Raw genomic sequence first — 17,927 nt, forward strand, 5'->3', positions numbered from 1 at the left:
TTGCAAATGCTTAAAAGTGATGTTTATTAAATTTGTGTATTTATTTAAAATTTATGCTGATTAATCTTTCAACTTTAATTTTTACATTATTATCTCCATTGCTTATTTTTGCAGTAATAGTATCTGTTTACTTATTTCATTAGTAAGTATTTATAAAATAAACTGAATTAATTTAAGGGTGTATTATGCCTACTTTTTCTAATGCAAATGATAAAATTGCAATTAACGCCATTAGAGTTAAGATCTTGTTCTTTTTGATGAAATCCATAATGACTATTAATAATCTATTTATTAAATTCTTATATAGAATAATAAATAATTAAAATCATTATATCAATTACGATGGAGCCAATATATGTAGGAGATTTAATTCCCTCAATAGCTTCTTTTAAAAAGATTATTCTAAAATATCATAAAGGTATAAAAGAAGGGGAATTTTATGAAGAACCTATTGGCCAAGATTTTAATTACCCTGATTGGTAAATATGCTTACTACAAAAATAACTTTTGCCTTGGCAGATTGGATTAGAGAGTGGCGTAAGTGCCGGGATAAGAATCCTTCTATTGATGAATGTCTAAAATTTGTTGAGTGGAAATTGGAAGATTATAAACTTTCTGATAGTGATAAAAGAATAATTGAATCTATTTTGCTCTATGAATCTGAATAACTAACGATTATAGACTTTAATTTTTATATTTATCTATAAAAAACAAAGGATCATTAAAATCCTCTTACAAATTAAGAAAAAAGTAAATCAGCATATTTACGGATTTACTGAAAATATAAAAAGGAGTAATTTATAAATGTTGAGTTCGGAGGCAATCTAAATGATTGATAGTCCGCCTGAAATTTAGCAAATTCCAAAATATAGGAAGCGTATTCCTGAGAATGGGATTATTCGAAAATTAAAGTTCAATCAATTAGTCTGATAAGACTTCGCTTTATAATTACTAGCGACAATAGGGACCTAAATTATCGAGAGAAATCCCCGAATTCACGTATTCTAGGTTTATGAGTAAATAGACTTTAAAATATGTAATTTTATATCCTGTAAGAAGGAAATCAAATATTAAAAAGGACTGTACAAGCAGTCCTTTTTTTGTTTAACAAAATACTTCTAAATTAGACTTCTTTTTGGATAATATGGATAAATAAAGTGATTAAAAATATTTCAAAATGAAAGATCAAGTCTTGTTTCCAAAAATTGAAGTACGTGAAAAGGGGTTTTTACAAGTAAGTGATATTCATACTATTTATTGGGAAAGATCTGGTAATCCAAAAGGCAAAAAAATTCTTGTTATTCATGGAGGTCCAGGAGGAGGAAGTCAACCAAGATATAGAAGATATTTTGACCCAGATAAATTCGATATCATTCAATTTGACCAAAGAGGTTGCGGTTCTTCAACTCCTTTCTCCGAATTAAAAGAAAATACGACTAATCATTTAGTTGATGATATTGAGAAATTAAGGATCCTTTTAAAAATAGATACTTGGCATTTGTTTGGTGGATCTTGGGGCTCAACACTTTCACTTATATATGCTATTAAAAATCCCTCAAGAGTTATCAGCTTAACTTTGCGTGGAATATTTTTATGTAGAAAATCTGAATTGTTATGGTTCTATCAATATGGTGCAAGTGAGATATTCCCCGATGAATTTGAAGAATATATTTCTGTAATACCAAAAGAAGAAAGAAATGATTTAATAAGTTCTTTTTATAAATATCTAACATCATCAGATGCAAATCTTAGATCAAAAGCAGCGGCAGCTTGGACAAAATGGGAACTCTCAACAAGTCATTTAATAAATAAAAAATTTGATTTTGATAAGTCTGCAGTTAATTCTTTTTCAGATGCTTTTGCAAGGATCGAATGCCATTATTTTATTAATAATATTTTCTTAGAGGATGATTTTATTTTGAAAAATATAAAAACAATAGAATCGATTCCAATAAAAATAATTCAGGGTAGGTATGACGTAGTATGTCCTGTTAGGAGTGCTTGGGATCTAAATAAAAAATTAAAGAATTCTGAATTAATTATTGTTGATGATGCTGGTCATTCAATGAGTGAAAAAGGTATTACTGTCGAATTAATAAAAGCTGTAAAAGGAATTCAAAATCTCTAAAAGAGAAAATAATCCTTTATAAATTAAAGGCCATTATCTTCAATATTTTGTGCAATACTCCTAAGAAGTTCGACGATATCAGAATCTTCGCATTTAGTATCTTCTTTGAGCAAAATGCACTCGTCTCTAATACTTACATTAGTACTCCACCATATACCTGAACTATTGGTATCGTCCCATTCAAATCTTTCAGACATAATTAATAAAATCTAATAAATACATTAAAGCTTGCATTAGTTCATCGTGTATTTATATATTTAATATAAAAATTTAAAAAACTTTCCTAGTCACTAAAAGGAATCTATAAATTTCTGACAATAAAATTTATAAATCTAATTTCAGTTCGTATTGTTTTTCTTTTTCCTCAGAAACAGTTTTTTTATTATTTATATTTTTTCTAAGCCTTTTTCTAGAGCCATGCTTTAAATAAATTTCTTTTGAGATATCCCAATATCCATCCTTTTTTGTGATTTCCTGAATTTTCTTCTTTGCAGTTTTAGTGCTATTTGGGATGTCAATTATTGGTCTTATGTAATTAATTTGTTCATATTCTTCTTGATTAAATCTAGATAATAGCCATGGTTCATGAATGAAATTAAGTGATATATTCTTTAATTCTGGTATCCATTTTTTTATAAATTTTCCTTGAGGATCATGATCTTTTCCCTGCTTAATAGGATTATAAATTCTATTGGTATTTATAGAAGTAGTTCCAGATTGCATTTGGCATTGGTTCCAATGTATTCCAGGCTCATAATCTACAAATTTATTTGCTAATTCGGAACCTGAATCTTGCCATGGTAGCCATAAATTATAGCTAGCAAAAGACATTAACATCGCTCGCATCCTGAAGTTAATCCATCCATTGAAATTTAATGAACGCATACATGCATCTATAAAAGGAAAGCCCGTATTACCTGAACTCCATGAATAAAGTAATTCATTATTTTTTTCTCTAATATTTTTAAAAAAAGGATGGAATTCCCTAAACTCTAGTTCTGGTTCATTTTCAAGTTTCTGAATAAAATGACAATGCCAAGTTAATCTGCTTTTTAACATCCTGGAATTATTGTTTTTTGATATATTTGCCTTTTTAAAAATTTCTTTTAATGAAATACATCCCCAACAAAGATATGGGGATAGTCTTGTACAACTATCAAATGATTTTTCAGGGCTAGATATATCTTTTGAATAAGAATCTAATTTATTACTAAAGAAGTATTGCATTCTCTCTAAACCTTTCTTTCTTCCACCTTTCATTCTTCCTGGACAAGTTTCTTTTTTAAAGGTAAAAATTTCGTCTGAGGGTATTTCTTCAATATTAAAGTGAATAGAATTAATCCTTAATGGAGCTTTAAGTAAGTTTTTTTCGGAATTTTTTTGCCACTTTTTAGACCAATTATTCCTATCTAAATTTCCTCTAAAAACTGAAAATTGTAGAAATTCCTTCCAAATAATATTTTTGGTTAAAGCCCATTCTCTTACTTTTTGATCTCTTTTATAAGTAAGCCAATCTCCGGTTTCTTGATGGCTATATATACCTTTGATTTTAAATTTTGAACTAATTTCATCAAAAATATTAATAACATTCCCAGTTCTAATAATTAATGGTTGTCCAATCTCAGCAAGTGCATTTCTTAAATCTATTAAACTTTCTTTGCAAAATTGCCATTGTCTATCTGAATGAGTATTTTGGCTCCAAATATCTAACTCAATAATGTAAATAGGTAAAATATCATTATCTTTTATAGCCTCACAGAGAGCTTCGTTATCAAAAATTCTTAAATCTTTCTTAAACCATAAGATATTTATTTCTTTCATAATTTTTTCTATTAATCCTAGAAAAATAAGATTAAGTTTGTAGGTAAAAAATATAAAAAATTTTAGAATAACTAAAAATCAAAAAAATGAAAATAACAAACAAGCTTTGGGAGGATAATTATGAGATTGCTTTACAAAGTTTAAATACAAAATTTGTTCAAGGTTTAAAGAATGGAAGTCTCCCTAAAAATATATTTCAAGAATATTTAGCTCAAGATTATTTCTTTTTAGAGACTTTTGCTAAGGCTTATGGTCTTGCTGTTTCCAAATCAAAAGATAAGTACTCAATAAGGAAGTTAAGTGAACTTTTAATGGGCGTTTCAGAGGAGTTAATACTTCATGAAACGTATGCAAAAGAATGGGATATTGATTTGTCTAATAACTATATAAAAAAAGCCACTAAAAATTATACAGATTTTCTTGATGATACTTCCAAAAGACTTAGCTCCGTTGAAATAATGTTTGCAATGACTCCATGTATGCGACTATATTCTTGGATAGGAAAAAGTTTGTATAAGGAGGATTTTGACATTAAATATAAAGAATGGATAATTACTTATTCTGATGAGAGCTTTGAAAAGCTAGCAGATTCACTTGAAAATCTTATTGAGACTAATAAAGAAACATATGATATTAATCAGGCAAAATATTTATACAGGAGAGCTATGGAATTGGAGTTAGATTTTTTTAATGCATATTCAGATTTCTGATTTAAATTAAAATTTATTTATAGTACTTTCAAAAACGAGTTAAGAAATTATGTATTCTAAAATTGCACTTTCGATAGGCGGTAGTGACTCCGGGGGTGGAGCAGGCATACAGGCTGACTTGAGAACTTTCATGGCCCTTAAAGTACATGGATGTTCTGTTATTACATGTATTACCGCACAAAATAGTATAGAGGTTACATGCGTTCAAACAGTAGAGAAGAATACTTTATTAAGTCAGTTAGATACTTTATTTGCTGATTTTGGTATTGATGCCTTAAAAACTGGAATGTTATTAAATGAAAGGATAATTAATGATACTGCTTCAAAATTAAATACATATAAAATAACCAAAATTATTGACCCAGTAATGGTTACAAGAACTGGTTCTAAATTACTGGAAGATTCTGCTATTAATGCTTATAAAAAACTCTTATTACCAATTGCTGATTTGGTAACTCCAAATATTTATGAAGCAAATCTACTTGCTGGTTTAGAAATAAGGAGTAAAGAAGATATCGAAAATTCAGCAATAAAAATTGTTGGTCTTGGAGCTAAAGCGGTACTTATAAAAGGTGGCGGTTTAAAAGATATGAAAGGCAAGGATTTCTTCCTTGACTCAAATGGTAGAAAAGAGTGGTTATTTAATAATTTTATAAATACAAAAAATACCCACGGTAGCGGATGTACTTTGAGTGCGGCTATTTGTGCTTACAAGGCTTTAGGTTTTGATCTATTTGATTCCATACAAAAAGCTAAATTATTTGTTGAGAAATCTTTAGACAATTCTTATAAAATAGGATCTGGCCCTGGTCCCTTAGGTCATTATTAATTATTTATAGAAGTGGAATTAGAACCACCATTTTCTATAGGGTTTTTTTAAAAATAAGATTTCTTCAGTCTCCCATCCTCCTTCCAACCACTCAAGATGCTCAAGTAATAAAGACTCACTTTCTCTTTTGCTTAATTGACCAATTCTATTAGCAATACCATCGAACCTGACTTTCATCAATTCCTCAATCTTGATGTTATTCATAGGTTAAATAATAAATTTTTTCTACTCTTACTTGTATACATTTTCTTGTCAACGATTTAATTTTATTTGTTTACTAGCAGTTCTTAAATATGTATTAAATACAACTTTTTAAAATAGATAGTAATTAAGACTTATTCACATAGATTTAATCAAAGACTAATTTATATAAAAATACTTTAACTATGAATAAAGAAGAAACAGTAAAGCAAAAAACTATTTTAAATGTAGGCTATTGTGAAACGACCTCTGAATGGCTTAATAGAATCATTACTGAACTGGCAGATGAAAATAAAAATTTTGTAGATTTGTCAGTTATTTGTGCTTAAGTTTTGAAAACTTGTTTTCAAGTTAAGTTATTTACAAGCTGCTACTTTTCGTAATAGGGATTTTAAAATTATTTTTGTAAAGTGAACCCTAATCAAAAAAGTTTAGAAATAATTAAACAATTTAATTTATCTCCTCATTCTGAAGGTGGATGGTTCAGGGAGATTGTAAGGAGTAATAGTTATCTAACTAGGGAAGATGGTCAAAGTAGAAATTTCATAACAGGAATTTATTATCTTTTGGAGAGAGATGCAAAAAGTGCGTGGCATAGAGTAAAAAATGCAGATGAAATTTGGATTTATCTAAGGGGTGATCCTCTAAATTTATATTGCCTAGATGATGACAATAAGTTAATAAGAAATTTAATTTTAAATTCTAATAATCCAGTAGAAATGATCCCATCTGGATATTGGCAAGCGGCAAAAAGTACAGGAGAATTTACTTTAGTGAGTTGTTGTGTAGGACCTGGGTTTGATTTTAAGGATTTTGAATTACTCAGAAATACAAATCATACTTCTAGATTAGATAAAGCAACTAATGATCTTATTTAAGACATTTTTTAAGTTTATATCTTTGAAATTTTCCTTTAGATTTATAGTGCTACTTAATCTACTTATCATGGAATGAATCAAAATTATCTCAAAACAATTGGTATTAAGGATAAATCAAGAAAAGATTCATATTTAGTAAATGTAAATCAGGTTGATGGATTAAAAGGGATTCTTAATAAGGATTTTGATGAGTGGTCTAATTTTGATAGTTGGGAAAGTATTTCAGTTCAGCAATGGGTTTTTTCTAGGGCTTTGGACGTTTACAGAGGTATGAAAATTGATATTAAATGCGATTGTTGTGAACATAATGATTCAATCACAAGTAATTTTGAAGGCATTAAAAAAGAAAAATGTTTTGCTAAAAAAAGTGCTTACATGATTAAAAAAGTTGTAGCTGAAATTGTATTAGCTAAGGCAAGAAGAGAAAGTGATGGAACATATTCTGCGTAAGATTCATAAATATCTTTGGGATGTAGAATCTTTTTACTTACCAGTGAAAATTATCAGAAGAACCAATTGTTAAATTTCTTGTGGACATCTTGTGGAACTTAAAGTGTACGGAATCACTGAACTCCTTTTCATCTGAGTAATTCACAAGATCTAGTGGGTCGATATTTTCATCGAACCATGCATCATATTCAATATGGTTAGGTTCGGCAAAGTAACTCATAACTAATTAATAGCTACCAAAAAATTTATAAACGGTACATGCGATACCAAATAAAGATTCTTTCCTACCGAATTAATATTGAAAAAGGCTTAAAAATCTAAATTTAAAGATAATTTAAATGCTTTTTAAATGATGGTTTTTAAATTGAAATTAAATTCATGATTTTTATTTATGGCTTTCTATCACGTTCATGGACTTATTCCAGACGGAATTTCTCAGTCCGAAGGTTACAAGATGTTTGAGCAGTATATTGCTTCAGGTGCACCTATGGATAATTTTGATGGATTTGAATTGGTAAGTAGATTCCATGCTCCTGAAACAGGAGAGGTCTTTGTTACTTTTAAGGCTCATAATCACTTAGCAATATCTCAACATTTTGGAGTGTGGAGAGCTAAATTTGGTCTTGATTGGAATATCACTGCTGTTTTAAACGACGATGAGGTTATTCAAAGAAATAAACAAGTTGCTGAGGCTGTTGCCGCAATGGGATAATTCAATTGATTGACAGTCGATCTAGAATAAGGAGCAACTAGCTCCTTTTTTTATGTCTCTTGAGACTACTGTTTATATATTCAAAATAAGCGTCCCTTTTGAGGAATGGGCTGCAGTTTATGACAGCAAAGAAAACATACAAATGAATAAAGAACGTGGAATTATTTGCTTATATAAAGGTGTAAAGAAAGATGATTCAACCAGTGTAATTCTTATTGAACAAGGTGAAGAAGGTAAATCAATAGATATGTTTGAAGACCCAGGAGTGAAACCATTAATTGAGAGTGCTGGTCATATTTATGATTCAACCGTTATTACTAGTTACTTTTAAATTATTTTTTCTAAGATAGATCGTACTTAATTTTTTGCTTATGCTGTTTCTTATTTCTTATAAATTTAATGATGCAAATGCCCAAGAGAAGGGTTCAAAAATGCTAAAGGAATGGTACGACAAAGGAGGGCCACAAAATAGACCAGAGGGGTATGACGTTAAATCTTGGATTTTCTTACCTCAACATGGCAATGGTTACTCTGTTGTAGATGCTGATTCTTTAGAAACTATTTGGCGACAGTGGCAACCTTGGAGAGAATTATTGGAGTTTACTATTGAACCTTGTGCAGATTTAGATCAAACAGTAGCTCTATATTGTTAAACAAACGCGTTCTAGTTTTACTTTTTATTAATGGCTAAATCTCATTGGTTGATTAATCCAAAAAAAACAGAAGTAAAAAGATTTATAAAAAACAATAAAAGCATAGATGGTGTTTTTGAGTATATGTTTGTAGATACTGGAGAGATAGTTGGTGTATTAGGGAAAGAACCACCTTTAATGACAACTACAGTTTCTGTTGATATAGAATTAGCCAGAGAGATTTATGAAAGGTTAATCTCTCAGGGATGGAAGAAAACTGAGGAAGTTTGGCCAAAAAAAGAGTGATAGTTTCCCCTCTTTTTAGATCTAATGTAAATTATTAAGAAAAGACCTGTGCATAAGGTATTTGTACATTCATTAAAGCTATATCAATTTTTTTAAAGTTATTAATCTAGAACTTTATGAATTAAGAAAAATATAGTTGTCTGAAGTCTTGATCAACAAGACTTTCAGCAAGTCTATTTTGAGTGTTTTGTTTTTTGGAGTCTAAATCTTTTTTAAATAGTTGCTTTTTTCCCTTTAGCGATCATTACTACTGGTACTAAAAGATAAGTAAAGAAAGATATTAGGAAAATGTCTATGTTCATGGATTTCACTATAAATTTTTTAAATCTTGCTCTATTTTCTCAAGTTTTTTGTTAAGTTCTGTTTTCTCCTTTAATAGAGCTTTTTTCTTTAATTGAAGTTCTTTGTTAAATGGAGAATTAAAGTACTTTTTGTAAGCGAGAAAAAATACAGCAAGTGCTACAACAATACCAATCGCGCCAGTTATTAGTATGGGCGAAGATGGAAAATCGTAAAATGGTACAGAGATTAAAATCATTTAAACGAAACCTGGAATTATTTGACCTGTTGTTAAGTAAGCTCCGACAGCGGCAATTAATCCAAGCATTGCGAATCTGCCATTAAGAGTTTCTGCAACAACTTTTTCTTTTTCGATTGTTTTAACTTTGGTGTTTGAATTTGTCATTGGATTTGAAGTTAAATAGTTTAAATTTTCTTTTTGAAATTGCTTGGTTAGGTAAGCAACGAGGATAGCTGTGAAGGATATGATTACAGCTAAAAATACTGAAAGAGGAGACATTAGAAAATACCTGGAATTATTTGGCCTGTAGTTACATAAGCTCCCAAAAGTGCAACTAAACCGATCATTGCCCAACGACCATTAACTTTTTCTGCGTTTTGAGGATATCCATCGTAAGAAACAGATTGATCAACATAAGGACGGGGTTCAGTTGGAAAAATATTTTGCCTTCCGCCTGATTCTGTAGTTATGTATGAAGAATTAGCCATTAGTTAAATAATTTAATTGTTAACAAACGTAACATTATTATTAACTAATGTAAAGAGAAAGGTTTTAAATATCCGTATTTCGGTATTTTATAAGCTTTATTGATACATATCTGTAACAGTAAGTAATTTTTAAAGTTGAAGCTAATAATTAAAAGATCATGGAGATATGAAAAAGCTTCCTCGGATTTGTTTTCGATTGATCAAAATTAAATAATGACAGATCCTATCCTTTACTTATCAATGTTCCTTGGACTGGGAGGCGTTTATGTCTTGATTGCCTCTTTCAATGATGATGACGATGACAGTGATGATGATGGTGAAAAGTATTTATTAAATCTCGAGTATGCAAAGGCGGGAAGATAGCCTTAATAATACAAAAATACTTCTTGCGGATTGTCATTTAGTTTGGCAATATTAGTAACCGACTTCAAAATTGGCACATCAACATAAGATGTTTCCATTAATGGCCAGATAGAACTGAAGAAATAAAAGTCAGGGATTTTTCTAATATTTTTCTTTTGGTTCAGCTGTTAAAAAGCTCCTACAAACATACTGATAGACAATGAAAATTATTAAGAGACTCAGGTCGCTGCCGGGCGATTCTCTGGGCATTATACGCCGCACTCCGCCACTTGTTTTCGCAATGGCTGTCTTATCTCTCGGAGGTTTTATAGGCGCCTCCACGGTCCTTGTGAGAGGGTTCAGAACGGTTGAGAATACTATCACTGTTACAGGTGCAAGTACTGAAAGTTTTGAGAGTGATATTGCAAAATGGTCAGTCCAGGTAAAGACCTCAGGTAAAACTCAGATTGACTCATTTACCAAGCACAAGGAGTCTATTAATAAGACAATGGAATTCCTTAAAGCCAATGGAATTGAGGACAGCGTAAAGCAGGATGTTTATCTTGGCCCTGCGAGTATCAGTGAATATAAAACTAGGAATCCCAAGACTAATGAAATCATTAGAACTGAATGGATTACTTATCAGAATATTGAGATTGAAAGTAGGGATGTTTATAAGATCCAAAAGACTCATAGTCAGATAACAGAATTGCTTGGGAAAGGAGTAAGGGTGAAACCAAGCCGACCTGAATTTACCTATTCAAAGCTTGCTGATAAAAGAGTAGACATGCTTGCCAAGGCTGCGAAGGATGCCCGAATCAGGGCTGAAGCTATCGCTCTAGAGGCAGGCTCTGAAGTAGGTGGTTTAAAGAGAGTGAATACTGGAGTTTTTCAAATAACTGTTCCGAATTCCACCAAGGTAAGTAGTTGGGGATCTTATGACACCACCACTATCAAGAAAGATATCACTGCGGTTATGGGAGTAACTTTCGCTGTTAAGAAGTAACTTAGTGAGTCTTCTTTTTGCCTTTAAAAATCATAACTAAAGGCAGACCAATAAGCATCAGACTTCCATCGATAAATAAGAAAGTATTCAGATTCATTTATCCATTCCTTCGGGGGTATCCCAATTAAGGGGGATACCTTTTTTTACTGGTTCTTTTTTCATATCATCCATATCTTTTTTGATTTTGTTGTAGTAGGCCAGCTCTTCTGGATCATCAGAACCCAGACCATAATTCATGGTCGCTGCAAGATAAATTCTGTGCATCCGGTATGACGATAGTGGCATTACTTAAGACAAGCTATTTGAAATTATAAGATTGTTTTTATCCGCATTGCTTATCTTCACCATTAATACAGTATCTGGTTGCTTCGGTATTTAGTCTCATTTCACATGAAATTACCATTAAGGTTTTTAAGCAAAAATATCCAAATTCAGAAGATATTTACGTCATTCAGGACTTATTCAAAAAATCTTGATCTTATTTAACTAAAATCATATTTTATCTAAACTAAATTATTTAAATAAATTAGGAATCAAAAAAATTTAGAGGAACTATACATACTCAAATACTTATAAATAAAACTTGAAATGACCTTAAAAAAAGGATGGGGTTATTGGAAATATGAAGGTGAAGAAGCAGAACGAAATGGCGACTTTAATAAGGCTTTGGAACTTTATTCTTTGGCGATTATAGAATGTCCATCTAATGAAGATGCATTTATTTCTAGAGGTTATGTCAAATGTGATCTTCGTGAATTTGACGGTGCAATCGATGATTTTACTGAAGCAATTGAGATAAACCCTAGAAACAAATATGGTTATATAAATAGAGCTTATGTTAATTTGCAATTTGAAAATTTTGAAGATGTTCTGATTGATTCAACAAAGGCTTTAGAAATTGACTATTCGGATAAAGATGCATTTGTTAATAGAGGTATGGCAAATCTATTTCTTAATAATTTTGATGATGCTATACAAGACGCAACTGAATCTATCTATCTTGATAAATATGATAAGGGTTACTTCATTAGAGGATTAGCTAAATATAGGAAAAGAGATTTTAATAAGGCAATATTTGACTTTTCGAATGCAATTAATTATCGTTCCGGTTTTTCATGGCAGTGTCTTTTTTTTAGAGCTGTTGCACGCTCAAGAAACAATAATTATGAGGATGCTTTAGATGATTTCAAATCATTTATTGGTAAAAACGAAATGAGAAGAATTCAATTATTTAAAGATAATCTTGCTCAAAATAAAGATATTTTGAATGATATTCCTGAGGAAATGATTAGTCTTATAAGGCTTAATATTGGAAATTATTTTTAAGCAATTTATTTGTTTTTTATTGCAATTACTAAATCCATCACAGCCCTTACGCCCTCTATAAGGATTTTTATTTCAGAAGGACCAACATTCTCAACATTATTTTCCTCTTTATTTATATATTCTATTATCTCATCTATATCTTCTGACATTTGTCTTAGCCTCAATTTTATATCAATTTTTTTTTCTCTTATGCTGCCTTTGTGCCATTTTGCCATTTTCTGAATTTAAAAGGATCAAATTTATATAGTTCTCTTTTTTTTAAGATGATTCCATTCATAATTAGTTAAAAATATCAACTTATCTCCATATTTAAAATTTTTGAGCAATTTATAATTTTCTTTGCTTAAGAAATTATGTTTTGCCTTGAACTTTCTTCCCTTAAATGAGATTTCATTTTCAAGAATTCCTGTTTTAATATTTATAAATTTTTTTTCTTGAAATAAATTATCTTCCCATCCCCAACCCCAAATTATTTTTTCCCCTTCAAATTTAATAAAGTCTTTAGCCTTTTTTGTTTTTTGGTTTTGTAATTCTCTAACTGAGTACCTTATAAGATTCTTGGGGGAATTTCTATATCCGAAGAAATCATGAAGTGTTCCATCTTCAAAAATTCTTTTAGAAATTTTAAGATGCGGATTTTTAAAATTATTGCCAGAAAGTTTGTTTTCTTCAATTAATTTCTTTTCAAGATTGATTTTGATTAAATATTTATTCGGTAATTCAAGATCCAATTTTTTATTAATATTTTCATATTTTTCAGAAATATGATTATATTCATGTGTTTCTTCAAAATGAAATTCTATAACTGCACTCATTTTAAATTTATTATTTCCTAATTATTAGTTCTCTGTTTTGTAAGATGATTCCTTTCTAACAAGAAGTGAAAAGTTCCAGGAATCAATTTTTGATTTCAGAACTATTTAATAACTAGATTTAATAATTTATTTTTTATGGAAAATGCATCAAATGAACTTGCTTTAACCTTTCAAAATCTGGGTTATTCAAGACATCAAAAGGGTGAATATAAAGATGCCTGCGAAGATTATTTGAGATCAATTGAAATTAATCCAAATAATGGAAAGACCCATTATCTTATGGGTTTAAGTCTGACAAAACTTGGACTTTATGATGATGCAATTTCAAGATTCGAAAAAGCTATAGATGTTGATAAGAATAATTCATCAATTTATTATTATAACTTGGCTAAATTAAAGTTTAAACAAAAGGATTTTCAAGGAGCAATTAAAGGTTATACCTCATTTATTGATAACGATACTAAGCTTAAGGAAACTGATGTGATTTATCTCAAAGCTTATTTTGAAAGAGCAAATGCAAATAGAAATTTGAATAATAGATTTGAAGCTATCCTCGATTGGGCTTATGTTGTTGAACTAGTAAAATTAAGAAATCAGCTGACATTGGAAGATGAAGATATATATGAAAAATCAAATGATTTTGGTGATTTTCTTAGAATGAAAAATGAAAGAAATTTTAGAGATCATGAAATTTATGCTGAAGCTTCATATCAATTATCAAGGGAAAGAATTTCAGATCTAAGAACCCACGAAGAATTAAAGAAATTATCAACTATTGATAAATTAGCTTTGTTTGATGATCTTGAAATGTATGAAGAATGGATTAAATCAGAATATAGTCCAAAGGCTTTAAAGAAAAAAAAGAGAAATAGGGAGATATAATCTCGAGAATTATTTAAATACTATCGATTTTTATTTTTCTAAAAGCTTCCTTAAAATATAAATCTTCACATATTGGATTTATATTGGGGTCTAATTCTAAACCTCTGTTCAAATCATTAATTGCACCAGTGTAATCTTCTAATTTTAATCCTCTAATATCTGATCTTTTGAAGTATAGATCTGCTTTAAATGGATGAATTTTAATTGCTAAAGATAGGTCTTTTTCTGCACCATGAAATTCTCCTAACATTTCCTTAACTAATGCACGTTTTTCAAATAGATAATGATCATCAGGATTTAATAAAATTGCTATACCGTAATCATCTATTGCACCTTCAAAGTCAAGTAAATTCTCCTTTGTTATTGCTCTTAATTCATAAGCATCTTTATTATTTGGATTTAATTTAATTACTTCATTGAAATCTGATAATGCAGATTTATATTCTTTCAAAGCAAGTTTAGCTGAGCCTCTCTCGATAATAAAAAAATAACTTTTTGGATTTAACAAAATAGCAATATTTAAATCATCGATTGCACTTCTATAATTTAATTGATCTATAAAACAAATAGACCGATAATAATATCCACAAGTTTTGTAAGGTATAGATATTATTGCATCTGAATATTTTTTAATAGCCTCATCATAATTTCCATTAAATTCTTCCTCAAGACCTTCACTGATTAAAAATTCATATCTATATATATTGGACATTTTGTATAAGTTAAAAAGTATATATATACCTAGTTCCGAGTTCTAAATATTGATTCCTTATCTATCCATAAATATTAAAAAGTTTTATTTTGAAAAACAAATTCACCATTTTCTGAAAAATCAATTTCATTTATTAAATAACTCAATATATGAACTTCAATATCTTTTTTTGTTTTGCTAATGAATTCTAAATAAGCATTTAAAAAATCATTTGCATAAATGCATCCATCAAAGTCATCATCTGACATAGTTTTTTTTGCCTCCCACCAATTAATTTTCTTTTTATCATTTGCTAATTTCTCAGCCCAATTATTTTTTATTAATCTTAGATTTTTAAAAAAAGTTTCAATTGATTCATAAAGTTTTATTTTACTTATGAATGAAAGCTCGATTATATCCTTACCCGTATATTCTCCATTATATTTCCATGCGCATCTTAAACATAGAAAAAAATGTGCCTCAATAAATTCTTGTTTTAATTTTAATGATTTATGGTAATCCTTCTTCAATTCTACGAATTCTAACTCATCTAGGAATACGCTTCCTTTTTTTAAGTCTTTTTTATTGGTTTTAAACCATTTAGATAATTGAGCTAATTCATGAAATTTGGGTATCTTATTATTTTCCAAATAATATTCATTTAAAATCAAATTCTCATCTATTATTTCAATTATTGAATTCATATTCCATAAAAAAAGATCATAAATATCTTCACTTTCTTTTATGAAATTATCTTCCTCAGGTGATGCATGAAGCCAATCTATTTCTTCTAAATCTCTTATAAAAGAATAAGTTTTATCTTTTTTTATAATTTTCTCAAGATCATAAACAAAAATCGAATTCTTTTCATTTAAAAAAAGATCTCTTTGAAAATAATTAAAAGGATTAATATTTTCTTTTTTTAATTCTGATTTCATTAGTTTTTTTATTCTTTTACTATTTAGTCATCGTTTTCTATATTGATTCCAAATTACTTTTATTAAGTCTTATAACCTCTCCAAAAGTAAAATATTCACTTTCTTGGCCTCCAGGAGTAATCACCCAAAGAACAGGTAATTCAGGAGTTTTAATTGGTAAATAAGCGAAGCCATCGGTTAAATATATACATACTGCATCTTTTTGAAAAGTATTAATTTTTTCTACTTCTTCAAAGAAAGGATCAAAACTAGTAAAACCTCCACCTTCTGGACCAGGAATATCTTTTTCTTTATCAATATCAAAAGGACCATATAATTCAGTATCTGCGTACCAAAGTTTGCATACTAAATTTGGGTAAGAATTAACAATTCCACTAAGTTCACTTAAGAACTTTTCTAATTCTTCTGTTGATACAGAGCCACTTGTATCTATACAGCAAAAAATAAATACTGTCTCACCTTTTAATTCCTCAACATAAATTTCATTATGAATAAATCTTCTATCAAATCCTTCAAAATCATTTGGAGTTCTAACTAGAAATCTCCATAAATGAGCTTTCCAGTTTATTTCTGGCTTAGTTATTTCATCACAATGCCTTTTGAAGGATTCAGGAATATTTTTCTGATCAGATTGCTTTGCTACTAAAAGAGAATCACTTATTGCTTTTTTCCAAAATTGCTTTTTTGCATTTTGTTTATTTAACTCGTCTAATTCATCTAATTGTTTATTAGCTTTATTCGAATTAACCTTGTTATTTTCATGTACTAAATCATCAATAGGTAGATTTATTTTCTCTTTCTTTTTGAGTAATATTTCATAAATCTCTTCTACTTTTAGACTTTCTAAATCTTCATCTCTTATAGCATTAGCAGGTAATTTTACTGAAGGCTCTGATGCAATCATGCCATTGACAACTATATCCGCCGCAATATTGAAAATATAATTATCTCTCTCGCCCTGTCTCGAGCAATGTAATAGAGCCATATGTAAAAGCTCATGCAGAAAAATTGCATCCCTTTCTTTAGGTTTGAAATTAATATAATTTTGAGGATGAAAAAATATCTTTTGACCATCAGTCGCAGCTATAGGAAATTCTTTAGTAAATTCAATTTCTGCATACATTGAAAGTGAGGCGAAAAATGGAGAAGATTGCCTTAGTCTTAAACGTGTAGCACTTATGTAATTAAATAATTCTGAAGTATCTTTTTCTTTTTTATTTTTCATTTAATAATCAACTCCTGATAATTTTTTAAATATTTCTGCATTTGAGGATCGCCCATTACAACTTTTGCTAGAGAGGTAAGTTGTTTTTTTTCTTTAAAATTGGCAACTATATCAGACGCAAATACCTGGATCCATTCAGGAGTTGTATTTTTGAAAAGCCACTGAAAAACTTCTTTCACCTCTTCCGCTTTATCAGCTCTTTTAGTTAGGCCTGTTATGGTTGCCCATTGTGTTGATACCTGTTTGGGGAAATTTATTTTTTCTCCATTGCCTTTGATTATTTGAGCAAGATTAGGAAGGTTTTTATATACATTTAAAAATGAATTAAATTCTTCAGCTGCACCATCTCCAATTGCAGTATTAATTGGAAGATTAAGTTTAAATAAGTTGCTTGCCATTTCCCAGGATCTTGGAGATGGCCATGCCTTTTCCTCAAAATTTACTTTATGCAGTAAGGTAGGTCTGAATCCAAGAAAACTTATTATTTCTTCTGGTAAATCTTTTTTAAGAGCGTGAGATTTAAAACAAGAAAAATTTACATCTACATCTAAATGAAGAAAGCGATTATTTAGAGGTGTAGGCATTTCAAAGACTGATGCACGATCTTCCTTCCTATTACCAGCGGCCCAAATAAGCCAATCTTTAGGAACCCTATAATTGCCAATTTTCCTATCAAGTATCAGTTGTTGTGCTACGCCCTGCATTGCAGGAGGTGCCATATTTATTTCATCAAGAAATAATATACCTTTTCCTGCTTTTGGAAGAAATTCTGGAGGATACCATTTAGAAATACCTATTTCTGTTTTGCTTTTAGGATGAATTGCTACAGGAAGTCCTCTAAGATCAGTAGGAGCTAATTGACTGAGTCTTAAATCAATAAAATCATATCCTTTATTTTTTGCGGCCTGGCTTACAATACTTGATTTTCCTATCCCAGGAGGACCCCATATCATTGCACTTATAGTTAGTTCTTCAGAAATTAATCTTTCTAGAAACGCAGTTAATTGGGATGGAGTCATTAATAAAA

General features: G+C 29.6%; 30 protein-coding genes. 16 read left to right on the forward strand and 14 right to left on the reverse strand.

The annotated features are described in order from the left end of the window. Positions 1-342 precede the first annotated feature (342 nt). The 3 genes from SOI86_RS08505 (at position 343) to pip (ending at position 2,128) form a co-directional block, all read left to right on the forward strand. On the forward strand, positions 343-483 hold the full coding sequence (locus SOI86_RS08505; protein ID WP_320681387.1) for a hypothetical protein: 141 nt from the start codon (positions 343-345) through the stop codon (positions 481-483). A gap of 2 nt (positions 484-485) precedes the next feature. Beyond that, positions 486-668: a hypothetical protein gene (locus SOI86_RS08510; protein WP_320681388.1), complete on the forward strand. Its 183-nt coding sequence runs from the start codon at positions 486-488 to the stop codon at positions 666-668. Positions 669-1,177: 509 nt separating this feature from the next. Then, complete coding sequence (gene pip, locus SOI86_RS08515) at positions 1,178-2,128, forward strand: prolyl aminopeptidase (protein ID WP_320681389.1); 951 nt, start codon at positions 1,178-1,180, stop codon at positions 2,126-2,128. 23 nt (positions 2,129-2,151) lie between these two features. Here the strand turns inward: pip and SOI86_RS08520 are convergent, their stop codons facing one another. Both SOI86_RS08520 and SOI86_RS08525 read right to left on the reverse strand, forming a co-directional pair. Continuing rightward, on the reverse strand, positions 2,152-2,325 hold the full coding sequence (locus SOI86_RS08520; RefSeq protein ID WP_179850524.1) for a hypothetical protein: 174 nt from the start codon (positions 2,323-2,325) through the stop codon (positions 2,152-2,154). 127 nt (positions 2,326-2,452) lie between these two features. Then, a complete protein-coding gene (locus tag SOI86_RS08525) occupies positions 2,453-3,949 on the reverse strand; it encodes an FAD-binding domain-containing protein (protein ID WP_320681390.1) in 1,497 nt (498 codons plus the stop codon). A gap of 86 nt (positions 3,950-4,035) precedes the next feature. Here SOI86_RS08525 and SOI86_RS08530 point away from each other — a divergent pair, with 86 nt between their 5' ends. Further along, a complete protein-coding gene (locus tag SOI86_RS08530) occupies positions 4,036-4,659 on the forward strand; it encodes a TenA family protein (RefSeq protein WP_320681391.1) in 624 nt (207 codons plus the stop codon). A gap of 49 nt (positions 4,660-4,708) precedes the next feature. Further along, complete coding sequence (gene thiD, locus SOI86_RS08535) at positions 4,709-5,488, forward strand: bifunctional hydroxymethylpyrimidine kinase/phosphomethylpyrimidine kinase (RefSeq protein WP_320681392.1); 780 nt, start codon at positions 4,709-4,711, stop codon at positions 5,486-5,488. 18 nt (positions 5,489-5,506) lie between these two features. On the opposite strand, the gene SOI86_RS08540 is transcribed toward thiD, so the two are convergent. Then, the gene (locus SOI86_RS08540; RefSeq protein WP_032515599.1) at positions 5,507-5,692 is read right to left on the reverse strand and encodes a hypothetical protein; all 186 of its coding nucleotides are present in this window, start codon (positions 5,690-5,692) and stop codon (positions 5,507-5,509) included. Between the two features lie 182 nt (positions 5,693-5,874). Here SOI86_RS08540 and SOI86_RS08545 point away from each other — a divergent pair, with 182 nt between their 5' ends. From SOI86_RS08545 to SOI86_RS08555, 3 genes are all read left to right on the forward strand, one after another. After that, complete coding sequence (locus SOI86_RS08545; protein ID WP_320681393.1) at positions 5,875-6,018, forward strand: hypothetical protein; 144 nt, start codon at positions 5,875-5,877, stop codon at positions 6,016-6,018. 81 nt (positions 6,019-6,099) lie between these two features. Continuing rightward, positions 6,100-6,567 (forward strand): cupin domain-containing protein, encoded by a 468-nt coding sequence (locus tag SOI86_RS08550; RefSeq protein ID WP_320681394.1) that lies wholly within the window; start codon positions 6,100-6,102, stop codon positions 6,565-6,567. Positions 6,568-6,639: 72 nt separating this feature from the next. Further along, entirely contained in the window at positions 6,640-7,017 is a 378-nt protein-coding gene (locus SOI86_RS08555; RefSeq protein WP_320681395.1) for a phosphoenolpyruvate carboxykinase, read from the forward strand. A 37-nt stretch (positions 7,018-7,054) separates the two neighbouring features. Here the strand turns inward: SOI86_RS08555 and SOI86_RS08560 are convergent, their stop codons facing one another. After that, on the reverse strand, positions 7,055-7,237 hold the full coding sequence (locus SOI86_RS08560) for a hypothetical protein (protein ID WP_025952387.1): 183 nt from the start codon (positions 7,235-7,237) through the stop codon (positions 7,055-7,057). 171 nt (positions 7,238-7,408) lie between these two features. On the opposite strand from SOI86_RS08560, the gene SOI86_RS08565 reads away from it, so the two are divergent. Genes SOI86_RS08565 through SOI86_RS08580 form a run of 4 tightly spaced genes read left to right on the forward strand, consistent with a single transcriptional unit; the run spans position 7,409 to position 8,667 of the window. Next, entirely contained in the window at positions 7,409-7,729 is a 321-nt protein-coding gene (locus SOI86_RS08565) for a DUF3303 domain-containing protein (RefSeq protein WP_320681396.1), read from the forward strand. 52 nt (positions 7,730-7,781) lie between these two features. Beyond that, on the forward strand, positions 7,782-8,060 hold the full coding sequence (locus tag SOI86_RS08570) for a DUF3764 family protein (RefSeq protein ID WP_320681397.1): 279 nt from the start codon (positions 7,782-7,784) through the stop codon (positions 8,058-8,060). Positions 8,061-8,100: 40 nt separating this feature from the next. After that, on the forward strand, positions 8,101-8,382 hold the full coding sequence (locus SOI86_RS08575) for a DUF3303 domain-containing protein (protein WP_320681398.1): 282 nt from the start codon (positions 8,101-8,103) through the stop codon (positions 8,380-8,382). Between the two features lie 30 nt (positions 8,383-8,412). After that, the gene (locus tag SOI86_RS08580) at positions 8,413-8,667 is read left to right on the forward strand and encodes a DUF1651 domain-containing protein (RefSeq protein ID WP_320681399.1); all 255 of its coding nucleotides are present in this window, start codon (positions 8,413-8,415) and stop codon (positions 8,665-8,667) included. 310 nt (positions 8,668-8,977) lie between these two features. Here SOI86_RS08580 and SOI86_RS08585 read toward each other — a convergent pair whose 3' ends face one another. The 3 genes from SOI86_RS08585 to SOI86_RS08595 are packed head-to-tail and all read right to left on the reverse strand — an operon-like array spanning position 8,978 to position 9,675. Then, entirely contained in the window at positions 8,978-9,205 is a 228-nt protein-coding gene (locus SOI86_RS08585) for a M protein (protein WP_320681400.1), read from the reverse strand. Next, complete coding sequence (locus SOI86_RS08590; RefSeq protein ID WP_320681401.1) at positions 9,206-9,466, reverse strand: high light inducible protein; 261 nt, start codon at positions 9,464-9,466, stop codon at positions 9,206-9,208. After that, complete coding sequence (locus SOI86_RS08595; protein WP_011817881.1) at positions 9,466-9,675, reverse strand: high light inducible protein; 210 nt, start codon at positions 9,673-9,675, stop codon at positions 9,466-9,468. The genes SOI86_RS08590 and SOI86_RS08595 overlap by 1 nt, the downstream gene beginning before the upstream one ends. Positions 9,676-9,888: 213 nt before the next feature. On the opposite strand from SOI86_RS08595, the gene SOI86_RS08600 reads away from it, so the two are divergent. After that, positions 9,889-10,038: a hypothetical protein gene (locus tag SOI86_RS08600; RefSeq protein ID WP_320681402.1), complete on the forward strand. Its 150-nt coding sequence runs from the start codon at positions 9,889-9,891 to the stop codon at positions 10,036-10,038. A gap of 199 nt (positions 10,039-10,237) precedes the next feature. Beyond that, the gene (locus SOI86_RS08605; RefSeq protein ID WP_320681403.1) at positions 10,238-11,023 is read left to right on the forward strand and encodes an SIMPL domain-containing protein; all 786 of its coding nucleotides are present in this window, start codon (positions 10,238-10,240) and stop codon (positions 11,021-11,023) included. A 93-nt stretch (positions 11,024-11,116) separates the two neighbouring features. On the opposite strand, the gene SOI86_RS08610 is transcribed toward SOI86_RS08605, so the two are convergent. Next, a complete protein-coding gene (locus SOI86_RS08610) occupies positions 11,117-11,308 on the reverse strand; it encodes a hypothetical protein (protein WP_414477937.1) in 192 nt (63 codons plus the stop codon). 303 nt (positions 11,309-11,611) lie between these two features. Here SOI86_RS08610 and SOI86_RS08615 point away from each other — a divergent pair, with 303 nt between their 5' ends. Further along, on the forward strand, positions 11,612-12,349 hold the full coding sequence (locus SOI86_RS08615; protein ID WP_320681405.1) for a tetratricopeptide repeat protein: 738 nt from the start codon (positions 11,612-11,614) through the stop codon (positions 12,347-12,349). Between the two features lie 5 nt (positions 12,350-12,354). Here the strand turns inward: SOI86_RS08615 and SOI86_RS08620 are convergent, their stop codons facing one another. After that, positions 12,355-12,564, reverse strand: coding sequence for a hypothetical protein (locus tag SOI86_RS08620; protein ID WP_320681406.1), 210 nt, complete (start codon positions 12,562-12,564; stop codon positions 12,355-12,357). Between the two features lie 24 nt (positions 12,565-12,588). Continuing rightward, entirely contained in the window at positions 12,589-13,164 is a 576-nt protein-coding gene (locus SOI86_RS08625; RefSeq protein WP_320681407.1) for a hypothetical protein, read from the reverse strand. A 135-nt stretch (positions 13,165-13,299) separates the two neighbouring features. Between SOI86_RS08625 and SOI86_RS08630 the strand changes: the two genes are divergently transcribed. Continuing rightward, positions 13,300-14,046: a tetratricopeptide repeat protein gene (locus SOI86_RS08630; RefSeq protein WP_320681408.1), complete on the forward strand. Its 747-nt coding sequence runs from the start codon at positions 13,300-13,302 to the stop codon at positions 14,044-14,046. Positions 14,047-14,059: 13 nt separating this feature from the next. Here the strand turns inward: SOI86_RS08630 and SOI86_RS08635 are convergent, their stop codons facing one another. The 4 genes from SOI86_RS08635 to SOI86_RS08650 all read right to left on the reverse strand — a co-directional run bounded on the left by SOI86_RS08635 (position 14,060) and on the right by SOI86_RS08650 (position 17,919). Next, complete coding sequence (locus tag SOI86_RS08635) at positions 14,060-14,758, reverse strand: hypothetical protein (RefSeq protein WP_320681409.1); 699 nt, start codon at positions 14,756-14,758, stop codon at positions 14,060-14,062. 74 nt (positions 14,759-14,832) lie between these two features. Continuing rightward, positions 14,833-15,675 (reverse strand): hypothetical protein, encoded by an 843-nt coding sequence (locus tag SOI86_RS08640; RefSeq protein WP_320681410.1) that lies wholly within the window; start codon positions 15,673-15,675, stop codon positions 14,833-14,835. Positions 15,676-15,712: 37 nt separating this feature from the next. Next, entirely contained in the window at positions 15,713-16,900 is a 1,188-nt protein-coding gene (locus SOI86_RS08645; protein WP_320681411.1) for a DUF2201 family putative metallopeptidase, read from the reverse strand. After that, positions 16,897-17,919, reverse strand: coding sequence for a MoxR family ATPase (locus tag SOI86_RS08650; protein WP_320681412.1), 1,023 nt, complete (start codon positions 17,917-17,919; stop codon positions 16,897-16,899). The genes SOI86_RS08645 and SOI86_RS08650 overlap by 4 nt, the downstream gene beginning before the upstream one ends. Between the last annotated feature and the right edge of the window lie 8 nt (positions 17,920-17,927).

It is taken from the genome of Prochlorococcus sp. MIT 1314, from assembly GCF_034093315.1.
Classification (GTDB): domain Bacteria; phylum Cyanobacteriota; class Cyanobacteriia; order PCC-6307; family Cyanobiaceae; genus Prochlorococcus_A; species Prochlorococcus_A marinus_Y.